Origin of the sequence: Martelella alba, from assembly GCF_006516955.1 — a bacterium.
GTDB lineage: Bacteria > Pseudomonadota > Alphaproteobacteria > Rhizobiales > Rhizobiaceae > Martelella > Martelella alba.
This window is the reverse complement of the sequence record NZ_VHLG01000001.1, coordinates 649,301-674,908: the sequence shown is the minus strand read 5'-3', so window position 1 is coordinate 674,908 and position 25,608 is coordinate 649,301. Positions and strand designations below refer to the sequence as shown.

The 25,608-nt window shown below is 58.4% G+C and carries 24 protein-coding genes and 3 tRNA genes; 15 read left to right on the top strand and 12 right to left on the bottom strand.

All coding sequences use genetic code 11. The annotated features are described in order from the left end of the window. Positions 1-2: 2 nt before the first annotated feature. Both FJU08_RS03045 and rpsD read right to left on the bottom strand, forming a co-directional pair. A complete protein-coding gene (locus FJU08_RS03045) occupies positions 3-929 on the bottom strand; it encodes a glutaminase (protein ID WP_141147482.1) in 927 nt (308 codons plus the stop codon). 110 nt (positions 930-1,039) lie between these two features. Beyond that, positions 1,040-1,657, bottom strand: a complete 618-nt coding sequence (gene rpsD / locus FJU08_RS03040) for a 30S ribosomal protein S4 (protein WP_141147481.1) — start codon at positions 1,655-1,657, stop codon at positions 1,040-1,042. A gap of 328 nt (positions 1,658-1,985) precedes the next feature. Here rpsD and FJU08_RS03035 point away from each other — a divergent pair, with 328 nt between their 5' ends. Continuing rightward, a complete protein-coding gene (locus FJU08_RS03035) occupies positions 1,986-2,813 on the top strand; it encodes an inositol monophosphatase family protein (protein WP_141147480.1) in 828 nt (275 codons plus the stop codon). A 323-nt stretch (positions 2,814-3,136) separates the two neighbouring features. On the opposite strand, the gene FJU08_RS03030 is transcribed toward FJU08_RS03035, so the two are convergent. The 7 genes from FJU08_RS03030 to FJU08_RS03000 form a co-directional block, all read right to left on the bottom strand. Then, positions 3,137-4,381, bottom strand: a complete 1,245-nt coding sequence (locus FJU08_RS03030) for a multidrug effflux MFS transporter (RefSeq protein WP_235890556.1) — start codon at positions 4,379-4,381, stop codon at positions 3,137-3,139. 230 nt (positions 4,382-4,611) lie between these two features. After that, positions 4,612-5,862 (bottom strand): multidrug effflux MFS transporter, encoded by a 1,251-nt coding sequence (locus FJU08_RS03025; protein WP_181409725.1) that lies wholly within the window; start codon positions 5,860-5,862, stop codon positions 4,612-4,614. Positions 5,863-6,181: 319 nt separating this feature from the next. Next, on the bottom strand, positions 6,182-6,517 hold the full coding sequence (grxD, locus tag FJU08_RS03020) for a Grx4 family monothiol glutaredoxin (RefSeq protein WP_141147479.1): 336 nt from the start codon (positions 6,515-6,517) through the stop codon (positions 6,182-6,184). 119 nt (positions 6,518-6,636) lie between these two features. After that, positions 6,637-6,972 (bottom strand): hypothetical protein, encoded by a 336-nt coding sequence (locus FJU08_RS03015; RefSeq protein WP_141147478.1) that lies wholly within the window; start codon positions 6,970-6,972, stop codon positions 6,637-6,639. Between the two features lie 239 nt (positions 6,973-7,211). Further along, entirely contained in the window at positions 7,212-7,445 is a 234-nt protein-coding gene (locus FJU08_RS03010; protein WP_141147477.1) for a BolA/IbaG family iron-sulfur metabolism protein, read from the bottom strand. Between the two features lie 46 nt (positions 7,446-7,491). After that, positions 7,492-9,726 carry a phosphoribosylformylglycinamidine synthase subunit PurL gene (gene purL / locus FJU08_RS03005; RefSeq protein ID WP_141147476.1) on the bottom strand — a complete coding sequence of 745 codons (2,235 nt, stop codon included), beginning with the start codon at positions 9,724-9,726 and terminating at the stop codon, positions 7,492-7,494. Between the two features lie 130 nt (positions 9,727-9,856). Next, a complete protein-coding gene (locus tag FJU08_RS03000; RefSeq protein ID WP_141147475.1) occupies positions 9,857-11,311 on the bottom strand; it encodes a TrkH family potassium uptake protein in 1,455 nt (484 codons plus the stop codon). A 103-nt stretch (positions 11,312-11,414) separates the two neighbouring features. Between FJU08_RS03000 and ilvA the strand changes: the two genes are divergently transcribed. Together ilvA and FJU08_RS02990 are read left to right on the top strand one after the other, a co-directional pair. Continuing rightward, on the top strand, positions 11,415-12,665 hold the full coding sequence (gene ilvA, locus FJU08_RS02995) for a threonine ammonia-lyase (RefSeq protein WP_141147599.1): 1,251 nt from the start codon (positions 11,415-11,417) through the stop codon (positions 12,663-12,665). A 116-nt stretch (positions 12,666-12,781) separates the two neighbouring features. Then, positions 12,782-13,108, top strand: a complete 327-nt coding sequence (locus FJU08_RS02990; RefSeq protein WP_141147474.1) for an HlyU family transcriptional regulator — start codon at positions 12,782-12,784, stop codon at positions 13,106-13,108. 116 nt (positions 13,109-13,224) lie between these two features. Here FJU08_RS02990 and FJU08_RS02985 read toward each other — a convergent pair whose 3' ends face one another. The 3 genes from FJU08_RS02985 to FJU08_RS02975 form a co-directional block, all read right to left on the bottom strand. After that, a complete protein-coding gene (locus FJU08_RS02985) occupies positions 13,225-13,449 on the bottom strand; it encodes a hypothetical protein (RefSeq protein WP_141147473.1) in 225 nt (74 codons plus the stop codon). Between the two features lie 205 nt (positions 13,450-13,654). Beyond that, positions 13,655-13,730: transfer RNA gene (locus tag FJU08_RS02980), tRNA-Val, on the bottom strand. Between the two features lie 100 nt (positions 13,731-13,830). Next, on the bottom strand, positions 13,831-14,817 hold the full coding sequence (locus tag FJU08_RS02975) for a hypothetical protein (RefSeq protein WP_141147472.1): 987 nt from the start codon (positions 14,815-14,817) through the stop codon (positions 13,831-13,833). A gap of 298 nt (positions 14,818-15,115) precedes the next feature. Between FJU08_RS02975 and FJU08_RS02970 the strand changes: the two genes are divergently transcribed. The 12 genes from FJU08_RS02970 to FJU08_RS02915 all read left to right on the top strand — a co-directional run bounded on the left by FJU08_RS02970 (position 15,116) and on the right by FJU08_RS02915 (position 25,607). Further along, positions 15,116-15,192, top strand: a tRNA-Asp gene (locus FJU08_RS02970). A 282-nt stretch (positions 15,193-15,474) separates the two neighbouring features. Then, a tRNA-Asp gene (locus FJU08_RS02965) sits at positions 15,475-15,551 on the top strand. A 375-nt stretch (positions 15,552-15,926) separates the two neighbouring features. Next, a complete protein-coding gene (locus tag FJU08_RS02960; protein ID WP_141147471.1) occupies positions 15,927-16,292 on the top strand; it encodes an NADH-quinone oxidoreductase subunit A in 366 nt (121 codons plus the stop codon). Beyond that, a complete protein-coding gene (locus FJU08_RS02955) occupies positions 16,283-16,861 on the top strand; it encodes a NuoB/complex I 20 kDa subunit family protein (protein ID WP_141147470.1) in 579 nt (192 codons plus the stop codon). Before FJU08_RS02960 ends, FJU08_RS02955 begins: the two co-directional genes overlap by 10 nt. Positions 16,862-16,878: 17 nt before the next feature. Continuing rightward, a complete protein-coding gene (locus FJU08_RS02950; protein ID WP_141147469.1) occupies positions 16,879-17,478 on the top strand; it encodes an NADH-quinone oxidoreductase subunit C in 600 nt (199 codons plus the stop codon). Positions 17,479-17,545: 67 nt separating this feature from the next. Beyond that, the gene (locus FJU08_RS02945) at positions 17,546-18,736 is read left to right on the top strand and encodes an NADH-quinone oxidoreductase subunit D (RefSeq protein WP_141147468.1); all 1,191 of its coding nucleotides are present in this window, start codon (positions 17,546-17,548) and stop codon (positions 18,734-18,736) included. A 116-nt stretch (positions 18,737-18,852) separates the two neighbouring features. Then, positions 18,853-19,815, top strand: a complete 963-nt coding sequence (gene nuoE, locus FJU08_RS02940; RefSeq protein ID WP_141147467.1) for an NADH-quinone oxidoreductase subunit NuoE — start codon at positions 18,853-18,855, stop codon at positions 19,813-19,815. A 9-nt stretch (positions 19,816-19,824) separates the two neighbouring features. Continuing rightward, positions 19,825-21,129: an NADH-quinone oxidoreductase subunit NuoF gene (gene nuoF / locus FJU08_RS02935; protein WP_141147466.1), complete on the top strand. Its 1,305-nt coding sequence runs from the start codon at positions 19,825-19,827 to the stop codon at positions 21,127-21,129. Positions 21,130-21,212: 83 nt separating this feature from the next. Beyond that, positions 21,213-23,294 carry an NADH-quinone oxidoreductase subunit NuoG gene (gene nuoG / locus FJU08_RS02930; RefSeq protein WP_141147465.1) on the top strand — a complete coding sequence of 694 codons (2,082 nt, stop codon included), beginning with the start codon at positions 21,213-21,215 and terminating at the stop codon, positions 23,292-23,294. A gap of 10 nt (positions 23,295-23,304) precedes the next feature. Further along, a complete protein-coding gene (gene nuoH, locus FJU08_RS02925) occupies positions 23,305-24,348 on the top strand; it encodes an NADH-quinone oxidoreductase subunit NuoH (RefSeq protein WP_141147464.1) in 1,044 nt (347 codons plus the stop codon). A 38-nt stretch (positions 24,349-24,386) separates the two neighbouring features. After that, positions 24,387-24,878 carry an NADH-quinone oxidoreductase subunit NuoI gene (nuoI, locus tag FJU08_RS02920; protein WP_141147463.1) on the top strand — a complete coding sequence of 164 codons (492 nt, stop codon included), beginning with the start codon at positions 24,387-24,389 and terminating at the stop codon, positions 24,876-24,878. Between the two features lie 114 nt (positions 24,879-24,992). Next, entirely contained in the window at positions 24,993-25,607 is a 615-nt protein-coding gene (locus FJU08_RS02915) for an NADH-quinone oxidoreductase subunit J (RefSeq protein WP_141147462.1), read from the top strand. The last annotated feature ends 1 nt before the right edge of the window (position 25,608 follow it).

Below are 25,608 nucleotides of genomic sequence, written 5' to 3'. Positions count from 1 at the left end.
GATCAAGTGCCGAATACCGACCAGCCGGTGCGCGCGGCCAGCATTTCCAGCGCATCGGCACCAAGGGCGGAATTGCCGACTTCGTTGAGGCCGGGTGACCAGACCGCAATCGAGGCCTTGCCAGGCGCAATTGCGAGAATGCCGCCGCCGACGCCCGACTTGCCTGGCAGACCGACACGATAGGCGAAATCACCCGATCCGTCATAATGGCCACAGGTCAGCATCAGCGCATTGATGCGGCGTGCCCTGCGCGGCGAGACAACCGATAGGCCGGTGATCGGATTGGTGCCGCGATTGGCGAGGAATAGCCCGGCATGGGAGAGCTGAACGCAGTTCATCGCCAGTGCGCATTGATGAAAATAGACGCCGAGGGTCAGCTCGGTCGGGTGGACGAGATTGCCGAAGGAACGCATGAAGTCGCCGAGCGCGAAATTGCGAAAGCCGGTATGCTGCTCCGAGCGGGCCACTTTCTCATCGATGACGATGGTTTCGTCATCGGCCAGGAACCGCATGAAATGCAGGAATTCGCCAATGGCTTCGCGCGGCTTGTGACCGGCAAGCACAATGTCGGTGACAACGATGGCGCCGGCATTGATGAAGGGATTGCGCGGAATGCCGTGTTCATGTTCCAGCTGGACAATCGAATTGAAGGCCGAGCCCGAAGGTTCGCGTCCAACCCGTTTCCAGATCGCTTCGCCAGTCTTGCCGAGAGCCAGCGTCAGCATGAAGACCTTGGAAATACTCTGGATCGAGAAGGAGATATCTGCATCGCCGGCGCGATAGGTGGTTCCGTCAACCGTGGTGATGGCGATCCCGAGCTGCATCGGGTCGACCTTGGCGAGTTCTGGAATGTAGTTGGCGACCGCACCTTCACCGAGGCGTGGCGACAATTCGCCAACGATATCATCGACCAGATGTTGAAGATCCATGCGATGCTCCCGGGGTTCGCGTCCGGCCGATCATTGCGCAGGAGCGCAGAGCTGGAAACTGAAAAAGCCGCCCGGAGGGGCGGCTTTCCACAAATCGGTTGCTGAAGAAATCAGCGCGAATAGAATTCGACGACCAGATTCGGTTCCATGATGACCGCGTAGGGGATGTCGGCAAGAGCCGGAACCCGTACGAAGGTCGCAACCATCTTGTTGTGGTCAACTTCAACGTAATCCGGAACATCGCGTTCTGCGAGCTGGGTGGCTTCAAGAACGGAAGCAAGCTGCTTGGAGCGCTCACGGATTTCGATAACGTCGCCCGGCTTGCAGCGGTAGGAACCGATGTTGACGCGGGTACCGTTGACGGTAACGTGGCCGTGGTTGACGAACTGACGGGCTGCAAAGACCGTCGGCACGAACTTGGCGCGGTAAACGATGGCGTCGAGGCGGCTTTCCAGCAGGCCGACCAGGTTTTCACCGGTGTCACCCTTGCGGCGGTTGGCTTCAACGAAGATTGCGTGGAACTGCTTTTCACGCAGCTCGCCGTAATAGCCCTTCAGCTTCTGCTTGGCGCGCAGCTGCACACCGAAGTCCGACAGCTTGCCCTTGCGGCGCTGGCCATGCTGGCCGGGGCCATATTCGCGGCGGTTCACCGGGGACTTCGGACGGCCCCAGATGTTTTCGCCCATACGGCGGTCAATTTTATGCTTGGACGATTCGCGCTTGCTCATCGTATTTCCTTATCAAAAGTGTTCAGCCGGCCCGTATCGAACCGGCATGGAAGGAAACACGCCCTCCTCTGGCCTGTCCTTTCGGAATAGGCCTGACAGGTTTTCACGGATCGAAAGCGCCCGGAAAACCACGGGACATGTCAGTTAAGACGCCAGCTACAGCCAGCGTTCGGGCGGACATAGTCGGGATCGGCCGAATTGTCAACTCGCCCGGGGCGACAGACGGGGTTAATCCGCGATTGCGCGCCATTTCTGCCGCTTAAGCGTGGACGGACGCTGCGCCGGGAGGCATAAAGCTTCCATCAATTTCAAGCAAAGGGTTTTTCCGATGACGATCACATCCGACACACTCGATCAGCTTTCGGCGCTGATGCGCCGTGCGGCCAGAGAAGAGATCCTGCCGCGTTTCCGCAGACTTGCAACGGACGAGGTCGCCGAAAAGTCTGAGCCGAGCGATCTGGTCACCGTGGCCGATACCGGCGCTGAACGGGTGATCAAGGCGGGTGTCGCTAAGATCCTGCCCGGTGCCAGTTTCGTCGGCGAAGAAGGTGTTGCCGCCGATCCGTCACTGCTCGAAAAGCTGCAGGATGCCGAACTTGCCGTTGTCGTCGATCCGATCGACGGCACGTTCAATTTCGCCAATGGCATTTCCGCCTATGGCGTCATGATGGCGATCGTCGAAAAGGGCGAGACCGTTGCGGGCCTGATCTATGACCCGATGGGCGATGATTTCATGATGGCCGAAAAGGGGAGCGGTACCTGGCTGAAGCGCGCCGACGGTACAGCCCAGCGCATGAAGGTCGCTGACCCCGTGCCGCTTGAGCAGATGCTTGGTGCCGCATCCATCGCCTTCATGCCGGGCGATGAGCGCGCCGGCCTGCTGGCCAATCTTGCCAAGGTGCGCTTCGCCGCGAGCTATCGCTGCGCTGCCGTTGAGTATCGCGCCTTTGCCTCGGGCGGGCTGCACTTCTTCACCTATTTCAAGATCATGCCCTGGGACCACCTGGCGGGTGTTTTGATGGGGCAGGAGGCCGGTGCCTATATCGCCCGCTATGATGGTTCGCCCTATTTGCCATCGCATATCGAAGGCGGTCTGCTTGGGGCGCCGGACAGGGAAAGCTGGCAGGAACTGCGCCAGAAGGTCTTTACGCTTTAGCCCCCAGGCATGCACCCTGGCGGCCAATGCGTCGGGCGAAACTGCGGTTCAGAGACGAAAAGGCCGCGGCCATGGCGGCGGCGGCTTCAGGCTGCTGACAAAGTCATTCAGATTGCATGTTGGAGGTGGAGTAGCGCCTCCCTCCGTCGTCATCCCCGTGCTTGTCACGGGGATCCAGATTTATAAGGCATTCAATCGAGAAGTTCTTTCGCCGCGCAGACGCGCGTCGGCTGGATGCCTGTGGACCAAGCACAGGCATGACGCCCGAAGAAGAGGAGAGGTTTGCCAACAGTCTGGGCCGCCGCCGCGATGGCAGCGATTTTTTATTCTGCCGCCGGGTTATGCGGCTGGAACAGCTTGCCGCGCTCGGCGATCACCACCACCACAAGCGTGGCCAGGCCAAAGCAGAAAAAGCCGGTGATCAGCGGTGTTGTCGTGCCGTTGAAGGACAGGCCGACCAGCGACCCAAGCAGGGCGGATCCCGCCGTGCCGGTAAAGCCGAGGACTGAAGAGCCGATGCCGGCGATGTGACCGAGCGGTTCCATTGCCATGGTGTTGATGTTGGCGCCGAGCCAGCCATACTGGAACCAGCCGATCGCAAACAGCGCGTAGAACAGAACGAACGGCATGTGCCCGTCAAAGGCGAGATCGAGGACCAGCCAGAGCGCCATCGTGGCGACGAAACCGATCAAGGCTGTCTGTGACAGGCGGCGCATGCCGAATTTGCCAACCATGCGCGAATTGGCAAGCGCCGATGCGGACATGACGACGCCAATCCCGGCAAAGGCGATCGGGAACAGCGTGCCGATGCCGAACACCTCGATGTAGATCTGCTGGGCGGAGGTGATATAGCCGAACATGCAGCCCTGAATGAGGGTTGCCGCCAGAATGTAGAGCGCTGCGGTGCGGTTTGACAGAACCATGATGAAACCGCGCGCCACCGAGGCAACACTGAATTCACGCACATCTCTCGGATTGAGCGTCTCGGGCAGCCGGATCAGAACCCACAGGAACATCGCCGCCGAAAAAAGCGCCAGAAACAGAAAGATGAGATGCCATTCGCCGACGAACAGGATCGACTGGCCGATGGTCGGCGCCAGGATCGGAATGATCATGAAGACCATCATCACCAGCGACATGACCTCGGCCATCTTGCGGCCGCCATAGAGGTCACGGACGATGGAGATGGAGATGACGCGGGTGGAGGCGGAGCCGACGCCCTGAATAAAGCGGATCACCAGCATCATCGTGAAGCTCGGCACAATCGCCGCCGTTAGTGATCCGGCCAGATAGATAATAATGCCGGCCAGAAGCGGCAGCTTGCGGCCGAAACGGTCGGAAAGCGGACCGAAAAACAGCTGGGCGAAGCCCATGCCAAGCACATAGGCGGTAACGATGAACTGCCGGCTGTTTTCATCCTCAACGCCGAGCGAGGCGCCGATCTGCTGAAGGCCGGGCAGCATGATGTCGATGGCGAGCGCGTTGAGCGCCATCAGGAATGCCATCATCACCACGACCTCCCATTTGGACATGGTTGGCCTTGCAGCGGCGGCTGTGTTTTCAGTCATGGCTCATTCCTGGAGAAGGCACGCAATCGCGCCTCCGGGGTGAAGGGGGACCGGTAAATGGGGCAGTGCCGCGCATCCGGTGCCTCTTCATAGCATATTATATCCGCTGAAAAAGCTACCGGCCGTTGTGATAGCGGCCGGTAGCGGGTTGTTTTATATCTCTGAAGCCTCGCCATCGGCAGCGGAATTGACGGAGTTCAACTATCGCCGCCAGCCGGCCGGAACCGGTCTCAGACCGGCTGGTTATGCGGTTGGAACAGTTTGCCCTTCTCGGCGATCAGCGTCATCACCAGCGCGATCACGGCAAAGATGAAAAAGCCGGTGATCATCGGCGTGGTGGTGCCGTTGTAAGACAGGCCGATAAAGCTTCCCAGCAGTGCCGAACCCGCCGTCGAGGCAAAGCCGAGAATGGAGGAGGCAGCACCGGCGACGTGGCCGAGCGGTTCCATTGCCAGCGAGTTGAAGTTCGCCCCGATCCAGCCGAACTGGAACCATGCGGCAAGGAAGATGATGTAGAACAGGGCGAAGGGCATGGTTCCGCCGAAGATCAGATCGAGTACCAGCCAGATGCCGTTGGTGACGGCAAAGCCGATCATCGCCGCGTGGGAGAGACGGCGCATGCCGAGCTTGCCGACGATGCGGGAGTTCAGCAGCGAAGAGGTTGCCATGACCACGCCGACGCCGGCAAAGGCCAGCGGGAACAGCGTGCCAAGACCGAAGACCTCGACAAAGACCTGCTGGGCCGAGGTGACGAAACCGAAGATGCAGCCCATGATGAAAGTGGTCGCCAGCGTGTAGAACAGCGCCGTACGGTTTGACAGAACCAGATAGAAGCTGTGGCCGACAGCCTTGGGCGTCAGCGGGGTCACATCTTCCGGGTGCTGCGTTTCCGGCAGGCGAAGGGATATCCAGACAATGTTGATAAGGGCGGCTGCGCCAAGGAAGAAGAAGATCAGGTGCCATTCGCCGAAAATCATGATGACCTGGCCGAGCGAGGGGGCGATGATCGGCACGATCATGAAGACCATCATGATCAGCGACATGATTTCGGCCATGGCGCGGCCGCCATGCAGATCGCGGACAACCGAAACCGAGATGACGCGGGTTGCCGCAGCGCCCAGGCCCTGGAAGAAGCGCACGGCCAGCAGCATGCCGAAGCTTGGCGAGAAGACGCAGAGCACGGCGCCGATGAAATAGATGGCAAGGCCGACAAGAAGCGGCTTCTTGCGGCCGAAGCGGTCCGAAATCGGTCCATAGGCGATCTGTGCAACGCCGAAGCCGAAAACATAGGCGGTGACGATGAACTGGCGGCTGTTTTCATCCTCGACCCCCATTGAGGCACCGATCTGCTGCAGGCCGGGCAGCATGATGTCGATGGCCAGTGCATTGAGCGCCATCAGCATGGCCATCATGGCGACCAGTTCCCATTTTCCGGGCGCCAGATGGGCAGCAGGCGAGATTCTTTGTGTCGTGTCAGTCACTGAAATATCCCAAGGCAAAACAAGGCGCTGTTTGGCACAGCGCCCTTTGTTGATCTCTTTGCAATAGATCCGGTGGCTCCCCCCAGGAACCGCATCCCGGCGCATCCATCCGATACGCCATTCAATAGTCTCGGGCGTCCGGCTGATGTCTGAGGATGCCGGGGCCGATATTTTCTTGTTGCGGCCCTTATGGCCGTCTTTTTGTGACAGGGCTTTATCAGCCATGCCGTTCCCGGAACGGAAATAACGTTCTGCCGCCAGGTTGAAAAACGAGGCGGCAGTCAGGTCATGGTCTTGCAGTTTGAGAAGGGGTCAGGTCTCAGGCAGCGCCGCTGACCGTGATGCCTTTGGATCCCATGAATTCCTGCAATTCGCCAGCCTGGAACATTTCGCGCACGATGTCGCAACCGCCGATGAATTCACCCTTCACATAGAGCTGCGGAATGGTCGGCCAGTTGGAAAAATCCTTGATACCCTGACGCAGGTCGCCATCGGCAAGCACATTGATGCCTTTATAGTCGACGCCAAGATAGTCGAGGATCTGAACGACCTGACCGGAGAAGCCGCATTGCGGGAACTGCGGCGTTCCCTTCATGAACAGCACGACGTCATTGCTGTCGACTTCGCTCTTGATGGCGTCAAGAATATCACTCATGAAAATGATCCTTTCACAGCGGGTTCAAGGCCCGCCGGCCTGAGATTTGTTAAATACTATATATGGCGCATCCGTCTTTTGGGCAAGAAGGTGCGGGCATGATGGTGGCTTTCGTCATGTTACTGCACTGCTTCGCAGCGGTGTTCACCGGTCTCCAGAGTGGCCAGCGTGCCGAGATCAAAGCGGATTTGTGTCTCGATGACAATCGAAAGCCCCGCCTTTTCTTCCTCTTCCAGAGCCTGACATTCATCCGGTTTTGCCGGCCGCATGCGCTGCCAGAAGGTGAGCATGTCGCCATCCAGCGAAAAATCGTCGGCGGGTCGGTCGAGAATCTTTTGTCCGTCGGTCAGTTGAAACACCACCAGATCCGCCTGAGGCCCGGTCGAACGTGTTGTGATGAGAAAGCCACCAGCAAGCTGGGCGAACCATAAAGGCTCATCGTCCGATCCGATCATGACGGCATTCCGGCCGTCTGCAAATCGACAGGGTGAGCCCCTTGTTTCTGGGCTGACTGGCGTGACCGAAAAGTGTTCGCCAGGCGTATCATGATTGGGTTGAACGGCGACGCGAAAGCGATCATTGGCGTGACAGATGGTTTCTGCCGAAGCCGGTTGTACGAAAAACGCCGCGAGAAGGGCAGCGGAGGCTGCGATTGGACACAGTTTCCGCTGCACCATCAGTTCACGCCGGCAGTTCACGCCGGAGCGGAGGTCTGGAGCGCAAGGGCGTGCAGCACATCGCCCATATTGCCCTGAAGCGCATCATAGACCATCTGATGCTGCTGCACGCGGGTCTTGCCGCGAAAAGCCTCGGCCACGACTTCTGCGGCGAAATGATCGCCGTCGCCGGCAAGGTCGCGGATGGTGACCTTTGCACCGGGAATCCCCGCCTTGATCATGTCTTCAATGTCGCCAGCCGTCATCGCCATGGTTCAGTCTCCTTGTTATATCGTGCCTTTTCAGACCAGGTCGGTTTCAGGCCGGCTCAGCCTTTTCGGGCGCGTCATCCATGAAGTGAGGAAACCACGATTCATGGGCGGTCTGCAATGTCTCGATTTCAAGTGAAATCAGATCCTCGATTTCAAGCGTTTTGCCGCCAGCCGTACCGAGACGGCGGAACGGAACACCAACGCCTTCGGCCGAGGCGCAGATGAAATTGCCTAATTCGGCCGGAACGGCGATCACGTAGCGGGCCTGATCTTCTCCGAAGAGCAGTGCATGCGGCAGGCCGCGACTTTCATTGAAATTGATCTTCAACCCGGTGCCGCTTGCCATGGCCATTTCAGCAAGTGCGACTGCAAGACCGCCCGCCGAAATATCATGGCAGGCCTTAACCTGGCCATTGGCGATGATCGAGCGGACGAAATCGCCATTGCGGCGTTCGGCGTGAAGGTCAACCGCCGGCGGCGGGCCATCGAGACGGCCTAGAACGTCGCGCAGATAAGCGGACGCCCCGAGGTGATCACCATCCGTGCCGATCATGATCAGATGGTCGCCTTCCTCATAGGAGCCGATGCGGGCCATGTTGCGCCAGTCCGACAGCAGACCGACAGCTCCGATGGTCGGCGTCGGCAGGATCGCTTCACCATTGGTCTCGTTGTATAGCGAGACATTGCCCGAGACGATCGGGAAGGAAAGCGCCTCGCAGGCAGCGCCAATGCCCTGGATCGCCTTGACGAAAGTGCCCATGATTTCGGGCTTTTCCGGATTGCCGAAATTGAGGTTGTCGGTCACGGCAAGCGGTTCGGCGCCTGTCGCGGTCAGATTGCGCCAGCATTCGGCAACCGCCTGCTTGCCGCCCTCGAATGGATCAGCCTCGACATAATGCGGCGTCACATCGCAGGTGAAGGCAAGTGCCTTGGTCGGGTGGCCGTCAACGCGGACGACGCCTGCATCGCCACCGGGCAGCTGGAGTGAGTTGCCCTGGATCAGCGTGTCATATTGCTCATAGACCCAGCGGCGGCTGGAATGATTGGGGCCGCCGATCAGCTTGAGCAGCGCGGCATTATAGTCTTCCGGTACCTCGACCAGATGCGAGGGCAGGGGGCCGCGGCTATCGGGTTCGCGCCAGGGGCGGTCATATTCGGGGGCCTGATCGCCGAGATCCTTGATTGGCAGATCGGCAACCTCGTCGCCCTGATGCAGGACGCGGAAGCGCAGGTCATCGGTGGTCTTGCCGACGATGGCGAAATCCAGACCCCATTTGACGAAGATCGCCTTGGCCTCGTCTTCCTTTTCCGGCGACAGCACCATGAGCATGCGCTCCTGGCTTTCCGAAAGCATCATTTCATAGGCGGTCATGCGCTCTTCGCGCACCGGCACCTTGTCGAGATCAAGCTCAATGCCGAGATTGCCCTTGGCGCCCATTTCAACGGCTGAACATGTCAGTCCGGCAGCGCCCATATCCTGGATCGCGATCACCGCGCCGGTCTGCATCAGCTCCATGCAGGCTTCCAGCAGGCATTTTTCGGTGAAGGGGTCACCAACCTGAACGGTGGGGCGTTTTTCCTCGATCTGTTCGTCAAACTCAGCCGAAGCCATTGTGGCGCCGCCGACGCCGTCGCGCCCGGTCTTGGCCCCGAGATAGACAACCGGAAGGCCAACGCCCTTGGCTTCCGACAGGAAGATTGCATCGCTCTTGGCAAGCCCTGCGGCAAAGGCGTTGACCAGGATATTGCCGTTATAGCGGGCGTCGAATTCAACCTCGCCGCCGACAGTCGGTACGCCGAAGGAATTGCCATAGCCGCCGACACCGGCAACGACGCCGGAAACAAGACGACGGGTCTTGGGGTGGTCCGGCTCGCCAAAGCGCAGCGCGTTCATGGCGGCAACGGGGCGCGCACCCATGGTGAAGATGTCACGCAGAATACCGCCAACGCCAGTCGCGGCGCCCTGATAGGGCTCGATATAGGAGGGGTGGTTGTGGCTCTCCATCTTGAAGACGACGCAGTCACCGTCATTGATGTCGACGACACCGGCGTTTTCGCCAGGGCCCTGGATGACCCGGCGGCCGGTGGTCGGCAGGGTCCTCAGCCAGCGCTTTGATGACTTGTAGGAGCAGTGCTCGTTCCACATGGCCGAAAAAATGCCGAGCTCGGTAAAGCTTGGCTCACGGCCGATCAGTTCGAGAATGCGTTCATACTCTTCCGGCTTCAGTCCGTGGGCGGCAATGAGCTCCGGGGTTATGGCCTGGCTGTTGGAAAGGGTCATCAGGTTCCGCGGTCCCGCTTTGTTTACACTTCGTTTGTCGTTTCAATAGCCCAAGATCGCCCGGGACGCGAACGGAAATTCCCGCCCGGACGGGCCTTTAGGGCCAGCAAATGGTCTCAATCCACAGTTCTCAGCCGCGCCAGTACATTGGCATCAGGATCACCATGACAGTGAGGATTTCCAGACGGCCAAGCAGCATCATAAGTGACAGGAGATAAAGCTCGGGATCGTGGAAGCTCGAAAAATTGCCGGATGGGCCAACGATATTGCCCAGCCCCGGGCCGACATTTGAAAGCGCTGTGAGCACTGATGATGTGGCCGTGACCAGATCATAGCCCATGGCGCCCATGATCATGCTGCCGAAGGCCCATAGCAGCATATAGGCGCAGAAGAACATGGCCACGGCGCGCTGGGTTTCCGCATCGACGGTCAGCTTGCCATAGCGCACCGAATAGACCGCATTGGGATAGATCAGCCGTTTCATGCCGGTCTGCAGCATGTTGAAGATGATCAGAAAGCGATAGGACTTGATGCCGCCGGCCGTCGATCCTGAACAGCCGCCCATGAATGTGAGGAAAAGCACGACGATGATGACGAAATTGCCCCATGCCGTGTAGTCGGAAGCGGCGAAACCTGTCGTCGACACGATCGAGGCGACGCTGAAGAAGCTCTGCGTCAGCGCCTCACCGAATGGCATCTTCCCCTCAAGCGTGACGAAGATGGCGATCAGCATGGCGGCGCCTGCGAGATAGAGCAGGAACAGCATGATCTGCGGATCGCGCAGCGAATCAAGCCGGCCACGGACGACAAACAGGATCAGGATCGAGAAGGGCAGGCTGCAGATCGTCATGAAAAACGTGCCGATCCAGTCGATCGTTTGCGAATGGAAATAGCCGAATGATGCGTCATGGGTGGAAAATCCGCCCGTCGCAACAGTGGTGAAAGCGTGGTTTATCGCATCAAAATGCGACATGCCGGCAATGTCATAGGCGATCGCGCATAAAACCGTGATTCCGATATAAATGCCGAGGAAGGCGCGGGTGAAACTTGCCATGCGGGCGAAAGGCTTGTCGCCCGTATCCGATGATTCCATCTTGAAGAAGGCCATGCCGCCAATGCGGAGGAATGGCAGGATGAAAAGACCGAGCGCGACAATGCCGATGCCGCCCATCCATTGCAGCAGCGAACGCCAGATCAACAGACCCGGCGGCGTGTGATCGAGCCCCGATAACACGGTTGAGCCGGTGGTGGTGATCGCCGAAACCGATTCGAAGATCGCCTGGGCGAAGGTCAGTTCCTTATGCGCCACATAGAGCGGGATGGCTCCGACCAGTGCGAATACGCACCAGAGCAGATTAACCAGAAAAAAGCCGAGCCGCCGCGAAAACGGCGGCGGCTTGCCGCGCATGGCAACGGCGGTCACTGCACTGATGCCGCCGACCATGAAGCCGCACATGGCAAAAACCTGCCAGTCCGGGCTCGCGTAATAAAGGTCGGCCATGGCCGGCACGAACATGGCTGCAGCCAGATAAAGGCCGCATATCGCCGCAATATAAAGGGCGGATCTGAAGAGTGTGGCGTTCAAGTGGACGTTTCCCTGGCCAGTCTGGCGTGACAAACGGGCTTTGTTGCTACTCCAAGCTATGCCATAGCGGGAGGGGACGACAAACTCAATGGGAACGACGACAATGCGCAACGAGGTTATTGCCGCCAGGGACGCGCTCAGGGCGATCTTGGAACCGACGCCACTGCAGCTGAACGCCCACCTCAGCAACCATTTTGGTGCCGAGATATACCTGAAACGTGAGGACCTGACGCCGGTTCGTTCCTATAAGATTCGCGGCGCGTTTAATTTTATGCGCAAGGCGATGACGCGCGAGAGCGGAACAAAAGTTTTTGCATGTGCGTCTGCCGGGAATCACGCCCAGGGCTTTGCCTATTGCTGCCGACATTTCGGCGTGAAGGGTGTCATCTTCATGCCGGTGACGACGCCACAGCAAAAAATCGACAAAACCCGTACTTTTGGCGGCGATAATATCCGCATCGAGCTGGTCGGCGATATTTTCGATGTCTGTTATGCCGCTGCACGTCGATTCGTCACGGAACATAACGGTATCATGGTGCCGCCTTTTGATGATGCCGACATTATCGAGGGACAGGCAACGGTCGCTGCCGAGATCGAGGATTTCTGGCCGGAACAGGGCGGCAAACCCGATCTCGTCGTCATTCCTGTTGGCGGCGGCGGGCTTGCAGCCGGTATCACCGGCTATTTCTCGGAAACGATGCCAGAAGAGGATTTCCTGTTCTGCGAGCCTTCGGGCGCGCCCAGCCTCAAGCGTTCGCTGGAAGCCGGTGCCATTGTCGGGCTGGAGGAGGTTGACAACTTCGTTGATGGCGCGGCCGTCGCCCGTATCGGTGAGGCCAATTTTGCTGCGCTGAAACGGTTTTCCCCGGATCAGGTGATGCTCGTGCCTGAAAATGCGATCTGCGTCACCATGACCGAAATGCTGAATGTCGAAGGCGTGGTGCTGGAACCGGCCGGTGCTCTCGCGCTGACGGCATTGTCGCTTCTGCCTGCGGGGCAGGTGGCGGGACGGCGGATTGTGGTCGTTGTCTCCGGCGGAAATTTTGATTTCGAACGCCTGCCCGATGTGAAGGAGCGGGCGATGCGCTATGCCGGGCTCAAGAAATATCTGATTCTCCGGTTGCCGCAGCGTCCCGGTGCCTTGCGCGATTTCCTCAATCTGCTGGGGCCGGAGGATGATATTGCCCGGTTCGAATATTTGAAGAAGTCTGCTCGCAATTTCGGTTCGATCCTGATTGGCATCGAATCAACACGAGCTGAAAATTTCGCGGCCCTGTTTGACAAGATCGATGCAGCGGGGCTGCGCTATCAGGATATTACTGAAAATGAGGTGCTGGCGAATCTGATCATCTAGATGTGAGCGTCCTTTGAAACGACGCAGCGTACAAGGGATCGTGCGCTTTGTTGGACGTTGCCGGGCTGGCGCGGCTGCACGTGATCGGATATGTAAGAGATAAAAGGAGTAAAGGCATGGCATCGTTTTTCTCGAAACTCGGCTCGATGTTTTCCGGTGGCGCCAGCAGCGGCGGCAAGGAAAATGATCAGGCGGTACAGTCGATCGTCCACGAGGATTGCATTATCTTCGCCGAGCCGGTGCGCGAGGGAACGCAGTATCGGCTGAAGGGGCGGATCGAAAAGGAAGTCGGCGACGAGACGCTGGTGCGCACGTTTATTCGTGCTGACCTGTTCGCGTCGCAGGACGAGGCGATCGAATGGAGCCTGAAAAAGGGAAAGCAGATTGTCGAGCAGAATGGCCGGTCGCTGTTTTCCGATGGCGAGAAAAACCGCACGGCCTGACGGTACAATCCGGCCGACGAAGTGTGGCTGCCGAATATGTGTCCGGTCTATGGGGCACCCCTGCCAGGCCAATCTGAATGTTTGTAAGGCGAGACCGCGACTGCGGTTCTCGCCTTTTACATATGAAAGACCAGCATATAAGTCGTGAAGCTCACAATGGCCGCCAGTGACAGCCAGATTGGCAGATTCTGTTGCAGTGAAGAGTTTGCTGCAGCTGGCGGTGTATCACTGTCGGCAATGTTATGCCGTTCCAGCGCTTTCATGTTGTAGCTTCCACATTGACGGCAAACGGTACCTGTATCCTGCTGCATATTGCAGTCTGCACATTGGTAGCGTGACATCAGTTTCCTCCTCCCGATGTTCTGTCGAGAATACGGCAATGTCGGCGCTGTCACAATGTTGAATTGCTGGCAGCGCTTGCTGCACCAATAGATAAAATCGATTAAATTGACGCGAGGAAACCCCTGGAGGCCTGCTTTCAGCATAAAACCACTGAAGGCCCAGATAAAAGGCGGGGAATGAAAACCATTTTTTTTGGAAGAAAAATGGTGGGCGATGAGAGGCTCGAACTCCCGACATCCTCGGTGTAAACGAGGCGCTCTACCAACTGAGCTAATCGCCCGCCGCGTTGGTGGAGGTGAAATATGCGGAACCGAGACAAACCGCAAGAGGGTCCTTGCGCTTTTTTTCAGTTTTTTTGCACAAGTGAAGCTGTTCGCCCACTAATTGCCCGCAGCATCGGTCTTTTCGATGCCCGGTGTCTGAATGGAGAAATCAAGATTGATTGCTTCTCCCTCGCCATAGGAGAAGCCGATCATGGTTCGGATGAAGGCGGCATTTTCCTGGGAGATTGTGCCCTTGAGGTCGATATCCGCAGATGGTTTGCCGGGTGAAAGGGTGAAAGCGTCCTGATCGAGCGGTGCAATGAAGCGTCCGTTCTTGTCGAAAAGTGACATCTGGGTGATCAGCCAACGTTGCGGGCCATCGGTGTCATCAAGCGTGATTCTCGCTTGCAATTGCCAGGTCTCGCCTTTTTGGGCGGGATTATCGGTTCGGCCTGCAAGGTAGAGCGTGCCGACGCCGCTTCGACTGGCTGTGCCGTTAAGATGAAAGCGGATTTCCTGTTTGTCCGGTCGGCTGGCCTTGAAAGTGATGCCATCCTGATTGCCCGACTGGCCGAGCCAGTCTGCCGCCGGATCTTCCGGTGCGCGGCTCGACATTGATTCGGTGCGCGGTGGTTCGGCAGATTCTTTCCGCGTTGGCGCAGCGGGTGTCATCCCTGTCAACGCGGATGCGGCCTGGCCCGGTGCTGCGACGATCGCCTTGCCGAGTGCTTCAGCCGTGGCGGGCAAGAGGGGACCGTTCAGGCAGGCAGCGCCTATGCCGGCGCGGTCACAGAAGCTGAACAGCGCCCGAATCGTCGGCACGTCAAGAATGGTGCTGGCCGTGCCACTGTAGAAGCCTTCAGCGCTCAGAAATTGCTGCAGCAGCAGCACGTAGCGATTAGGGGCCGCTTCGGCCAGACTGCGCAATTGCGCCCCGGCCACGTCGGGACTGGAGGAGAGGAGGCCGGCAAGCGGCTCCCCCTGTCTCTGGGCTGCAGCGGCCTCGTCCGCAAAAGCATTGCCCGCCGTCTGGGCTGACGCTGTCATCGCATTCGACAGCAAAAGGGCAATGCCAAGCAGGGCGGATTTGCGCCACGCATTCATGGGGTGTCTTCTCCGGAAATATGTTTCATCGTGTTTTTCGCGCCCATGCTTCACGTAAAAAAGGACAGTGTGCAAGCACGGAACGTTTAACCGAGGGCCTTTGGTGTCATGTAAGCGCTAACCTACCCGTCTTTTGCGCTCTCCCGGTTTTTCTAGCTGGCATGATGCACTGAAACAAAAACTTCAAAATTCCGATAGAAGCCGCTTGACTATCCCACGTGAACCCCTTAATCAGCCGCTCACGCCACACGGTGAGCCGCTCGAAAGAACCGGTTCGAAAGTGAAAAAGGCAAAATGCGCGGGTGTAGCTCAGCTGGTTAGAGTGCCGGCCTGTCACGCCGGAGGTCGCGGGTTCGAGCCCCGTCACTCGCGCCATTTCTTTTCTATATATATGGTCTGTTTTTAAGCTGGCATGGGAAATCCCAGGCTGGCTTTTTGCTGTTTCACTGCAAGGCCTTTCGGTCAAGGCGGGCAGGGTGCCGCAGGTTCTTTGATATCGCGTGCGGAACCAGCGGTTGGGCGTGCCGAAAAAAATCAAAAAAAAGTCGTCGGAATCACATTCTTTTTGGAAAACTTAATTGGGGTGGCTTGCTTCCTGCGCGCGGCTGGGCTAACCACTCGCCAACGCCGGATCGAAAAGAAAAGGCGAACAAATGCGCGGGTGTAGCTCAGCTGGTTAGAGTGCCGGCCTGTCACGCCGGAGGTCGCGGGTTCGAGCCCCGTCACTCGCGCCATTTCATTTCCCAAACCTCCAAGTCTTCCTATTCATTCCGGTTTTTCGCCTTGCCCGCTTCGATGTGAGTCTCTCGCTTCTGAGCTCTCCGGGGACGAAACTGTCGTTTTTCATGTTTTCCACCGGCATCGCAACATGCCATGCGTCAATTCGCTGTGAAGCCGCGAAACCGACTGACCTGTCGGTAAAAAACACGCGAAGATGACTGCCGGGGTGTCCATAAAGGTGACAGGCCATTCGCGATTCGCTGTCAGGATGGCTTGCGCCGAGGCCACGGCTGCGCTAACCACTGCTCAACATCTATCAATTTTGGGTCGCCCGGTTTATCGTGGATGGGACCATCCTTGGACGTTTGTGAACCGGCAAGGGGATTGAAATGGCTGAGTTGCTCAGTTCCTATATTCCGATCGTTATTTTTATCGCCATCTGTCTGATTATTGGCCTTGCGCTGATGATTGCGCCTTTTGCGGTGGCGTTCAAAGCGCCGGATCCGGAAAAACTTTCCGCGTATGAATGCGGCTTCAACGCATTCGATGACGCCCGCATGAAGTTCGACATCCGATTCTATCTTGTGGCGATCTTGTTCATTATCTTCGATCTTGAAGTTGCCTTCCTGTTTCCGTGGGCTGTGTCCTTCGGCGATATCGGCTGGTTTGGCTTCTGGTCGATGATGATCTTTCTGCTGGTTCTGACAATCGGCTTTGTCTACGAATGGAAGAAGGGAGCGCTGGAATGGGAGTGAACCAGAACGAGACACTGGTGGCCCCTCAGCCCAAGGGCGTTATCGATCCCTCGACCGGCAAGCCGGTCGGCGCCAATGATCCCTATTTTGGCGAGATCAACAACGAGCTTGCCGACAAGGGCTTCCTCGTTACCTCCACGGATGAGCTGATCACCTGGGCGCGTACCGGCTCACTGATGTGGATGCAGTTCGGTCTTGCCTGCTGCGCGGTCGAGATGATGCAGATGTCGATGCCGCGCTATGACTGCGAGCGCTTCGGCTTTGCGCCGCGTGCCTCACCGCGACAGTCCGATGTGATGATTGTCGCCGGAACCCTCACCAACAAGATGGCGCCCGCGCTCAGGAAGGTCTACGACCAGATGCCCGAGCCGCGCTATGTGATCTCGATGGGTTCCTGCGCCAATGGCGGCGGCTATTACCATTATTCCTATTCCGTCGTGCGCGGCTGTGACCGTGTCGTGCCGGTGGATATCTATGTTCCCGGCTGTCCCCCCACGGCAGAGGCGCTGCTTTATGGCGTGCTTCTGCTGCAGAAGAAGATTCGCCGCACCGGTACAATTGAGCGGTAAGGCCGGGGAGAGAGCCGATGAGTGAAGTCTTGAACGAGCTGGCGACCCATATCCGGGAAGTCTGTGATGGCGTTACCGACGCCAAGGTGGAGTATGAGGAGCTGACGCTCTTCACCACGCCGGGTGCGATCGTTGATGTTGCCAAATTCCTGCGTGACGACGGCCAGTGCGCCTTTGTTTCGATCACGGATATTTGCGGGGTCGACTGGCCGCAGCGTGAGAAGCGCTTCGACGTTGTCTACCATCTGTTGTCGCCGACTCAGAACCTTCGTATCCGCATCAAGCTGCAGGTCGCCGAAGATGAGGTCGTGCCGTCAATCACGTCGGTGTTTCCCGGCGCTGATTGGTATGAGCGCGAAACTTGGGACATGTACGGCGTTCCCTTCAGCGGTCACCCGGATCTGCGCCGGATCCTGACGGATTACGGTTTTGAGGGGCACCCGCTGCGCAAGGACTTCCCGACGACGGGCTTTGTCGAACTGCGCTATGATGAAGAAGCCAAGCGTGTGATTTATGAGCCTGTTGAGCTGAAGCAGGAATTTCGCAGTTTCGATTTCCTCAGTCCCTGGGAGGGGCCTGAATATATCCTTCCCGGCGACGAGAAGGCCAGCGGCTGAGTGAATGAGATGCTCCCCCGCGGGAGCGACTGGGATGGAAATTCAATGAACGCGGAGCGCGTTGACCATGACTGAACATAACGTTCGCAACTTCACGATCAATTTCGGACCAGAGCACCCGTCCGCGCACGGCGTTCTGCGTTTGGTACTCGAACTTGATGGCGAAATCGTGGAACGCGTCGACCCGCATATCGGGCTTCTGCATCGCGGTACCGAGAAGCTGATCGAGACCAAGACCTATCTGCAGGCCGTTCCCTATTTCGACCGTCTCGATTATGTGGCGCCGATGAATCAGGAGCATGCTTTCGCGCTTGCCGTGGAAAAGCTGCTGGGCGTCGATATTCCGCCGCGCGGACAGCTGATTCGCGTGCTCTACTCCGAAATGGGCCGTGTTCTCAATCATCTCCTCAATGCCACGACGGCGGCGATGGATGTCGGCGCACTGACGCCGCCGCTCTGGGGGTTTGAAGAGCGCGAAAAGCTGATGGTGTTTTATGAGCGTGCCTGCGGTGCGCGCATGCATTCCGCCTATTTCCGTCCCGGCGGTGTTCATCAGGATCTGCCGCATGAGTTGGTCGAGGATATCGGCAAATGGTGTGAGCAGTTTCCGCCCAGGCTCAACGATATTGAGGCGCTGCTGGCCGAAAACCGTATTTTCAAGCAGCGTAATGTCGATATTGGCGTGATCTCGGCCGAAGATGCCTTTAGCTGGGGCTTTTCCGGCGTCATGGTGCGCGGTTCCGGTGCGGCCTGGGATCTGCGTCGTGCACAGCCTTACGAGTGCTATTCGGATCTTGATTTCGATGTCATCGTTGGCAAACACGGTGATTGCTATGATCGCTGGGTCGTGCGGATTGAAGAGATGCGTCAGTCCGTCAAGATCATGCAGCAATGCGTTGATCGCCTTCTTGGCGCTGAAAAGTCCGGTCCGTTCTCGTCGATGGACGGCAAGATTGTGCCGCCGAAGCGCGGCCAGATGAAGCGTTCGATGGAAGCGCTGATCCACCACTTCAAGCTTTACACTGAAGGGTACCACGTGCCGGAAGGCGAGGTTTATGCCGCCGTTGAGGCGCCCAAGGGCGAATTCGGCGTCTATCTCGTTTCCGACGGGTCCAACAAACCCTATCGCTGCAAGATCCGCGCGCCGGGTTTCGCCCATCTGTCCGCCATGGATTTCCTGTCCAAGGGACATCTGCTTGCCGACGTGACTGCCATTATCGGCACGCTCGACATCGTGTTCGGGGAGGTTGACCGGTAATGTGTGGTTGCGTTTCGTTTTCGATGATTGTTTCCAGCTGTCGCCGTCCGGCCCGGGGCCGGATCGCATGCCTGCCGGAAGCACCAATGCCAACCTCTGAAGAGGTGTGAGAAAGCATGTCTGTTCGCCGTCTAGCCGATGAAGCCGTCCAGCCGCCGGAATTTTCCTTCAACGCGGAAAATGCTGTCTGGGCCGAGGCCACGATCAACAAATATCCTGCCGGTCGCCAGCAATCCGCTGTGATTCCGCTTTTGATGCGGGCGCAGGAGCAGGATGGATGGGTGACGCGGGCTGCGATCGAAAAGGTCGCGGAAATGCTGTCCATGGCGCAGATCCGCGTGCTTGAGATCGCCACCTTCTACACCCAGTTCCAGCTGAAGCCGGTTGGAACCAAAGCCCATGTCCAGGTTTGCGGCACGACGCCCTGCATGCTGCGTGGCGCCGGTGAGCTGATTTCGGTGTGCAAGCGCAAGATCAATGAACACGCGTTCGAACCGAATGCCGAGGGTACGCTGTCCTGGGAAGAAGTCGAATGTCAGGGTGCCTGTGCCAATGCGCCGATGGTGATGATCTTCAAGGATAGTTACGAGGATCTGACGCCGGAGCGGCTGGAAGAAATCATTGATGCCTTCGAGGCAGGCAAGGGGAGCGAGATCAAGCCCGGCCCGCAGATTGATCGCTGGTACAGCGCCCCGGAAGGCGGCTTTACAGCATTGATTGATGACGGCACGGAAGATCAGGCAGCTGACGAGGAAGTTGACGAGGATGCCGGATCGGAAGAAGCCATGGCTTCGGCTGCGGGTAGCCGTCCACCGGCAGCCGAAACTGTTCCGGAAACACCTGATGATCTGGAATTGATCGCTGGTGTCGGCCCGAAGGCTGCCTCGCTGCTCAATGGTATCGGGGTTTACACCTTCGCGCAGATCGCCGCCTGGACGCCGGCGGAAGTTGCCTGGGTTGGCGACACGTTCAAGCTCGGTGCGCGCATCACCCGCGATGAATGGGTGCGTCAGGCCGGTGTTCTGGCCAAGGGCGGCCCGGATGAATATGAAAAAGTCTTCGGCAAGAAGCCGCGATAGGAGTGAAGCATGTTAAAGGATAAGGATCGCATCTTCACAAATCTCTACGGCGCCAAGGACACTTCGCTGAAGGGTGCCATGGCACGCGGATGCTGGGACAATACCAAGGCGCTTGTCGACAAGGGGCGCGACTGGATCATTCAGGAAATGAAGGATTCAGGCCTGCGCGGACGCGGCGGTGCTGGCTTCCCGACGGGTCTGAAATGGTCCTTCATGCCGAAGGGTGATGACGGGCGGCCGCATTATCTCGTCGTGAATGCCGACGAGTCCGAGCCCGGCACCTGCAAGGACCGCGAGATCCTGCGCCATGACCCGCACCATCTGGTCGAAGGCTGCCTTCTGGCCGGCGTCGCCATGGGGGCGCACACGGCCTATATCTATGTGCGCGGCGAATATATGCGTGAGCGTGAAGCGCTGCAGCGTGCCATTGATGAATGCTATGATGCCGGTCTTCTCGGCAAGAACAACAAATGCGGCTGGGATATGGACGTGATCGTCCATCACGGCGCCGGCGCTTATATTTGCGGTGAAGAGACGGCGCTTCTGGAAAGCCTTGAAGGCAAGAAGGGCCAGCCGCGCATGAAACCGCCATTCCCGGCCAATATGGGCCTTTATGGCATGCCGACAACGGTCAACAACGTCGAATCGATTTCCGTTGCGCCGACCATTCTGCGGCGCGGCGCGAGCTGGTTTTCGTCCTTCGGCCGCCCCAACAATGTCGGCACCAAGCTGTTCATGGTCTCGGGCCATGTAAACCGGCCCTGTGTCGTCGAGGAAAGCATGGGCATCACCTTCCGCGAGCTGATTGAGAAGCATGCGGGCGGTATTCGCGGCGGTTGGGATAATCTTCTGGCCGTTATTCCCGGCGGCGCGTCCTGCCCGGTGGTGAAGGCCGAGGATATGATGGACGTGCAGATGGATTTTGACGGTCTGCGCGCGGTCAAGTCCTCTTTCGGTACGGGCGGTGCGATTGTCATGGATAAGTCGACCGACATCATCAAGGCGATCGCGCGGTTGTCGGAATTCTTCAAGCATGAAAGCTGCGGCCAGTGCACGCCGTGCCGCGAAGGCACCGGCTGGATGTGGCGGGTGATGGAGCGCATGGTCACCGGCAATGCGCAAAAGCGCGAGATCGACATGCTGTTCGAGGTCACCAAGCAGGTGGAAGGGCACACGATCTGTGCTCTGGGCGATGCAGCGGCCTGGCCGGTTCAGGGCCTGATCCGCAATTTCCGTCCGGAAATCGAGGCGCGGATCGATCAGTATACCGCCAATGCCACGTCCGAAGGCGCGGTGATGGAAGCGGCTGAATAAAGATATCTGCTGCCCCGGTCGGGCGCGGGCGGTGGAAACAGGATTCGAGCCGGTGTGAAAGCTGGCAAAGCGGGAAAGATAAAATGGCTAAACTGATTGTTGACGGCAAGGAAATCGAGGTTCCCGACCACTTTACGCTGATGCAGGCAGCGGAAGCGGCCGGCGCCGAGATTCCGCGCTTCTGCTTTCACGAGCGGCTGTCGATCGCGGGCAATTGCCGCATGTGCCTCATCCAGGTGAAGGGCGGGCCGCCGAAGCCGGCAGCCTCCTGCGCCATGGGGGTGCGTGATATTCGCGGCGGGCCGGACGGATCGCTGCCGGAAATCTACACCAAGACGCCGATGGTCAAGAAGGCACGCGAAGGGGTGATGGAGTTCCTGCTCATCAACCATCCGCTGGATTGCCCGATCTGTGACCAGGGCGGCGAGTGCGATCTGCAGGACCAGGCCATGGCCTTCGGTATCGATGCATCGCGCTACCGCGAAGACAAGCGCGCGGTTGAGAACAAATATATCGGCCCGCTGGTCAAGACCGTCATGAACCGCTGCATTCACTGCACGCGCTGCGTTCGCTTCACCACCGAAGTGGCCGGTATTTCCGAGCTGGGACTGATCGGGCGCGGCGAGGATGCCGAGATTACCACCTATCTCGAACAGGCCATGACCTCGGAACTTCAGGGCAATGTTGTTGATCTCTGCCCGGTCGGCGCGCTGACCTCCAAGCCTTTTGCGTTTACCGCCCGGCCGTGGGAGCTGAACAAGACCGAATCGATCGACGTCATGGACGCGCTTGGCTCGGCGATCCGCGTCGATACGCGTGGCCGTGAAGTCATGCGTGTGCTGCCCCGCGTCAATGAGGATGTGAACGAGGAGTGGATCTCCGACAAGACCCGCTACATCTGGGATGGTCTGAAGACCCAGCGCATTGATACGCCCTATGTGCGCGTTCAGGGCCGGTTGCAGCCAGCAAGCTGGGGTGATGCCTTTGCCGCCATCAAGGCGGCGATGAATGGTGTCGATGCTGCCAAGATCGGCGCAATTGCGGGTGATCTTGCCTCGGTTGAGGAAGTCTATGCGCTGAAGCAGCTGATGGCTTCGCTCGGCTCGGTCAATACCGACTGTCGCCAGGATGGAACGGCGCTTGATCCCTCGCTCGGCCGTGCAAGCTATATCTTCAACCCGACGATTGCCGGGATTGAAGAGGCCGACGCATTGCTGATCATCGGAGCCGATCCGCGTCATGAGGCTGCCGTTCTCAATGCCCGGATCCGCAAGCACTGGCGTCGTGGCAATTTCCCGGTCGGTGTGATCGGTGAGAATGTCGATCTGCGTTATGGCTATGATTATCTCGGCGCAGGTGCTGATACGCTCGCCGCGCTCGCCGCAGGTGAATTGGCCTTCCTTGATAAGCTAAAGGAAGCAAAACGCCCGATGATCATGATTGGTCAGGGCGCGCTGATGGGACCGGACGGCATGGCGGTTCTCGCCAAGGCTGCCGAACTGGCGAAGGCGGTTGGTGCCGTTGAGACGAACTGGAACGGCTTTGCCGTTCTGCATACAGCGGCGGGTCGCGTCGGTGCTCTGGATCTCGGCTTCGTGCCGGGCGAGGGTGGTGCAACGGCGGCTCAAATGCTCGATGCGATGGATGTTCTGTTCCTGCTTGGTGCGGATGAGATGGATTTCTCAACCAAGAAAGCTGGCTTCACCGTCTATATCGGCAGCCATGGCGATGCCGGCGCGATGGCGGCCGATGTCATTCTGCCAGGCGCGGCATATACGGAAAAGTCAGGCACCTGGGTCAATACCGAGGGCCGGGTGCAGATGAACAGCCGTGCTGGCTTTGCGCCGGGCGATGCGCGTGAAGACTGGGCGATCCTCAGGGCGCTTTCTGCCATCCTCGGCAAGACGCTGCCCTTTGATTCGCTGGACCAGCTGAGGGCAAAACTTTATGCGGACTATCCCCATATGGCCGCACTTGATACGATTGCGGAAGGGGATGCCGGAGATATCGATGCTGTTGCGGCCAAAGGTGGTTCGCTGGGGCAGGGGGCGTTTTTCTCGCCGGTGAAGGATTTCTACCTCACCAACCCGATTGCCCGGGCGTCAAAGGTCATGGCCGAGTGCTCGGCTCTGGCCCGCAACAATTTCAAGGCTGCGGCGGAGTAAGGACTGAACAATGGGATCTTTTCTTTCGACCTATCTCTGGCCCGCGCTGATCATGATCGGCGAATCGCTGCTGCTGCTCGTGATCCTGCTTGTCGGCATCGCCTTCCTGCTTCTGGCTGACCGGAAGATCTGGGCGGCGGTGCAAATGCGCCGCGGCCCGAATGTCGTCGGTCCGTTCGGCCTGTGGCAGTCCTTCGCCGACCTGTTGAAATTCGTGTTCAAGGAACCGATCATTCCGGCCAGTGCCGACAAGGTCGTCTTCCTTCTGGCGCCGCTTGTGTCCGTTACGCTGGCGTTGGCCACCTGGGCTGTTGTGCCGGTGGCCGATGGCTGGGCGGTTGCCAACATCAATCTCGGCATCCTTTATATCTTCGCCATTTCCTCGCTTGAGGTTTACGGCGTGATCATGGGCGGCTGGGCATCCAACTCCAAATATGCCTTCCTTGGCGCGCTGCGTTCGGCAGCCCAGATGGTGTCCTACGAAGTCTCGATCGGTCTGGTGATCATCACCGTGCTGCTGACGGTCGGTTCGCTGAACCTGACGGATATCGTCTATGCCCAGAAGGATGGTCTTGGCACGATGCTGGGCCTGCCCAATTCGTTCCTCGACTGGAACTGGCTGGCGCTGTTCCCGATGTTCATCGTCTTCTTCATCTCGGCGCTGGCTGAAACCAACCGTCCTCCCTTCGATCTGCCGGAAGCGGAATCGGAACTGGTGGCCGGCTACATGGTCGAATATGGCTCGACCCCGTACATGATGTTCATGCTTGGTGAATATGCTGCCATCACGCTGATGTGCGGCATGACGACGACGTTGTTCCTCGGTGGCTGGCTGCCGATCGTCGATATCGCCGTGCTGAACTGGATCCCGGGCGTGATCTGGTTCGTGCTGAAGCTTTGCCTGGTCTTCTTCATGTTCGGCATGGTGAAGGCATTCGTGCCGCGCTACCGCTATGACCAGCTGATGCGTCTCGGCTGGAAGGTGTTCCTGCCGCTGTCGCTGGCAATGGTCGTGATCGTGGCCTTCGTGGTCAAGCTGACGGGATGGGCATGATGATGGCGGATGAGAAGCGCCATATGGGAGATTTTTAAATGAGTTCTGTAACTCAGGCTTTCAACGCGCTGTTTTTGAAGGAATTCGTTTCGGCTTTCTTCCTGACGATGCGGTATTTTTTCAGTCCGAAGTCGACGGTGAACTATCCCTTTGAAAAGGGACCTGTGAGCCCGCGCTTCCGTGGCGAACATGCGCTGCGCCGTTATCCGAACGGTGAGGAGCGCTGCATTGCCTGCAAGCTGTGCGAGGCGATCTGTCCTGCTCAGGCGATCACCATTGAAGCCGGTCCGCGCCGCAATGACGGTACCCGCCGCACGGTGCGTTACGACATCGACATGGTGAAGTGCATCTATTGTGGTTTCTGCCAGGAAGCATGCCCGGTTGAGGCGATCGTCGAGGGGCCGAATTTTGAGTTCGCCACCGAGACGCGCGAAGAACTTTACTATGACAAGCAGCGGCTTTTGAACAATGGCGATCGCTGGGAGCGGGAAATTGCCCGCAACATTGCGATGGACGCGCCTTACCGCTGAGGCAAATGACAAGCCGGGCGGTGGCAATGAAGCACCGGCCGGAAACTGAGATCGAGGGAGGAGGGTTCGCCCGTGCGGACTTTCCGGGAATACTCACGAAGAAAAGGCACCACCATGGGTCTCCAGGCTCTTTTTTTCTATATCTTCGCGTTTATCGCGGTGGCTTCGGCGCTGATGGTGATCGTGGCGAAAAACCCCGTTCATTCGGTGTTGTTTCTGATCACGGTGTTCGTCAATGCTGCGGCACTGTTCATCATTGCCGGTGCGGAATATCTCGGCCTGCTGCTGCTGGTCGTCTATGTCGGCGCTGTGGCGGTGCTGTTCCTCTTCGTCGTGATGATGCTGGATATCGACTTTTCCGAGCTTAGGTCAGGGCTCCTGCGCTACGCGCCGATCGGTGCGCTGATCGGTGTCGCGCTTCTGGCTGAACTGATCATTGTGGTGGGTGGCACGATGATTTCGCCGGAGCTTTCCGGCAATATTACGATGCCGATGCCGGACCTGGCCGACAAGTCCAGTGCCGCCGCACTCGGTGACATCATTTATACTCACTATGCTTACTTCTTCCAGGTTGCCGGCCTTATCCTTCTCGTTGCCATGATCGGAGCGATCGTGCTGACGCTGAAGCATCGGACCGACGTCAAGCGCCAGGACATCGCCAAGCAGGTTGCCCGCACGCGTCACAGTGCGCATGAGGCAGTCAAGGTGAAGCCCGGGCAGGGCCTCTGAG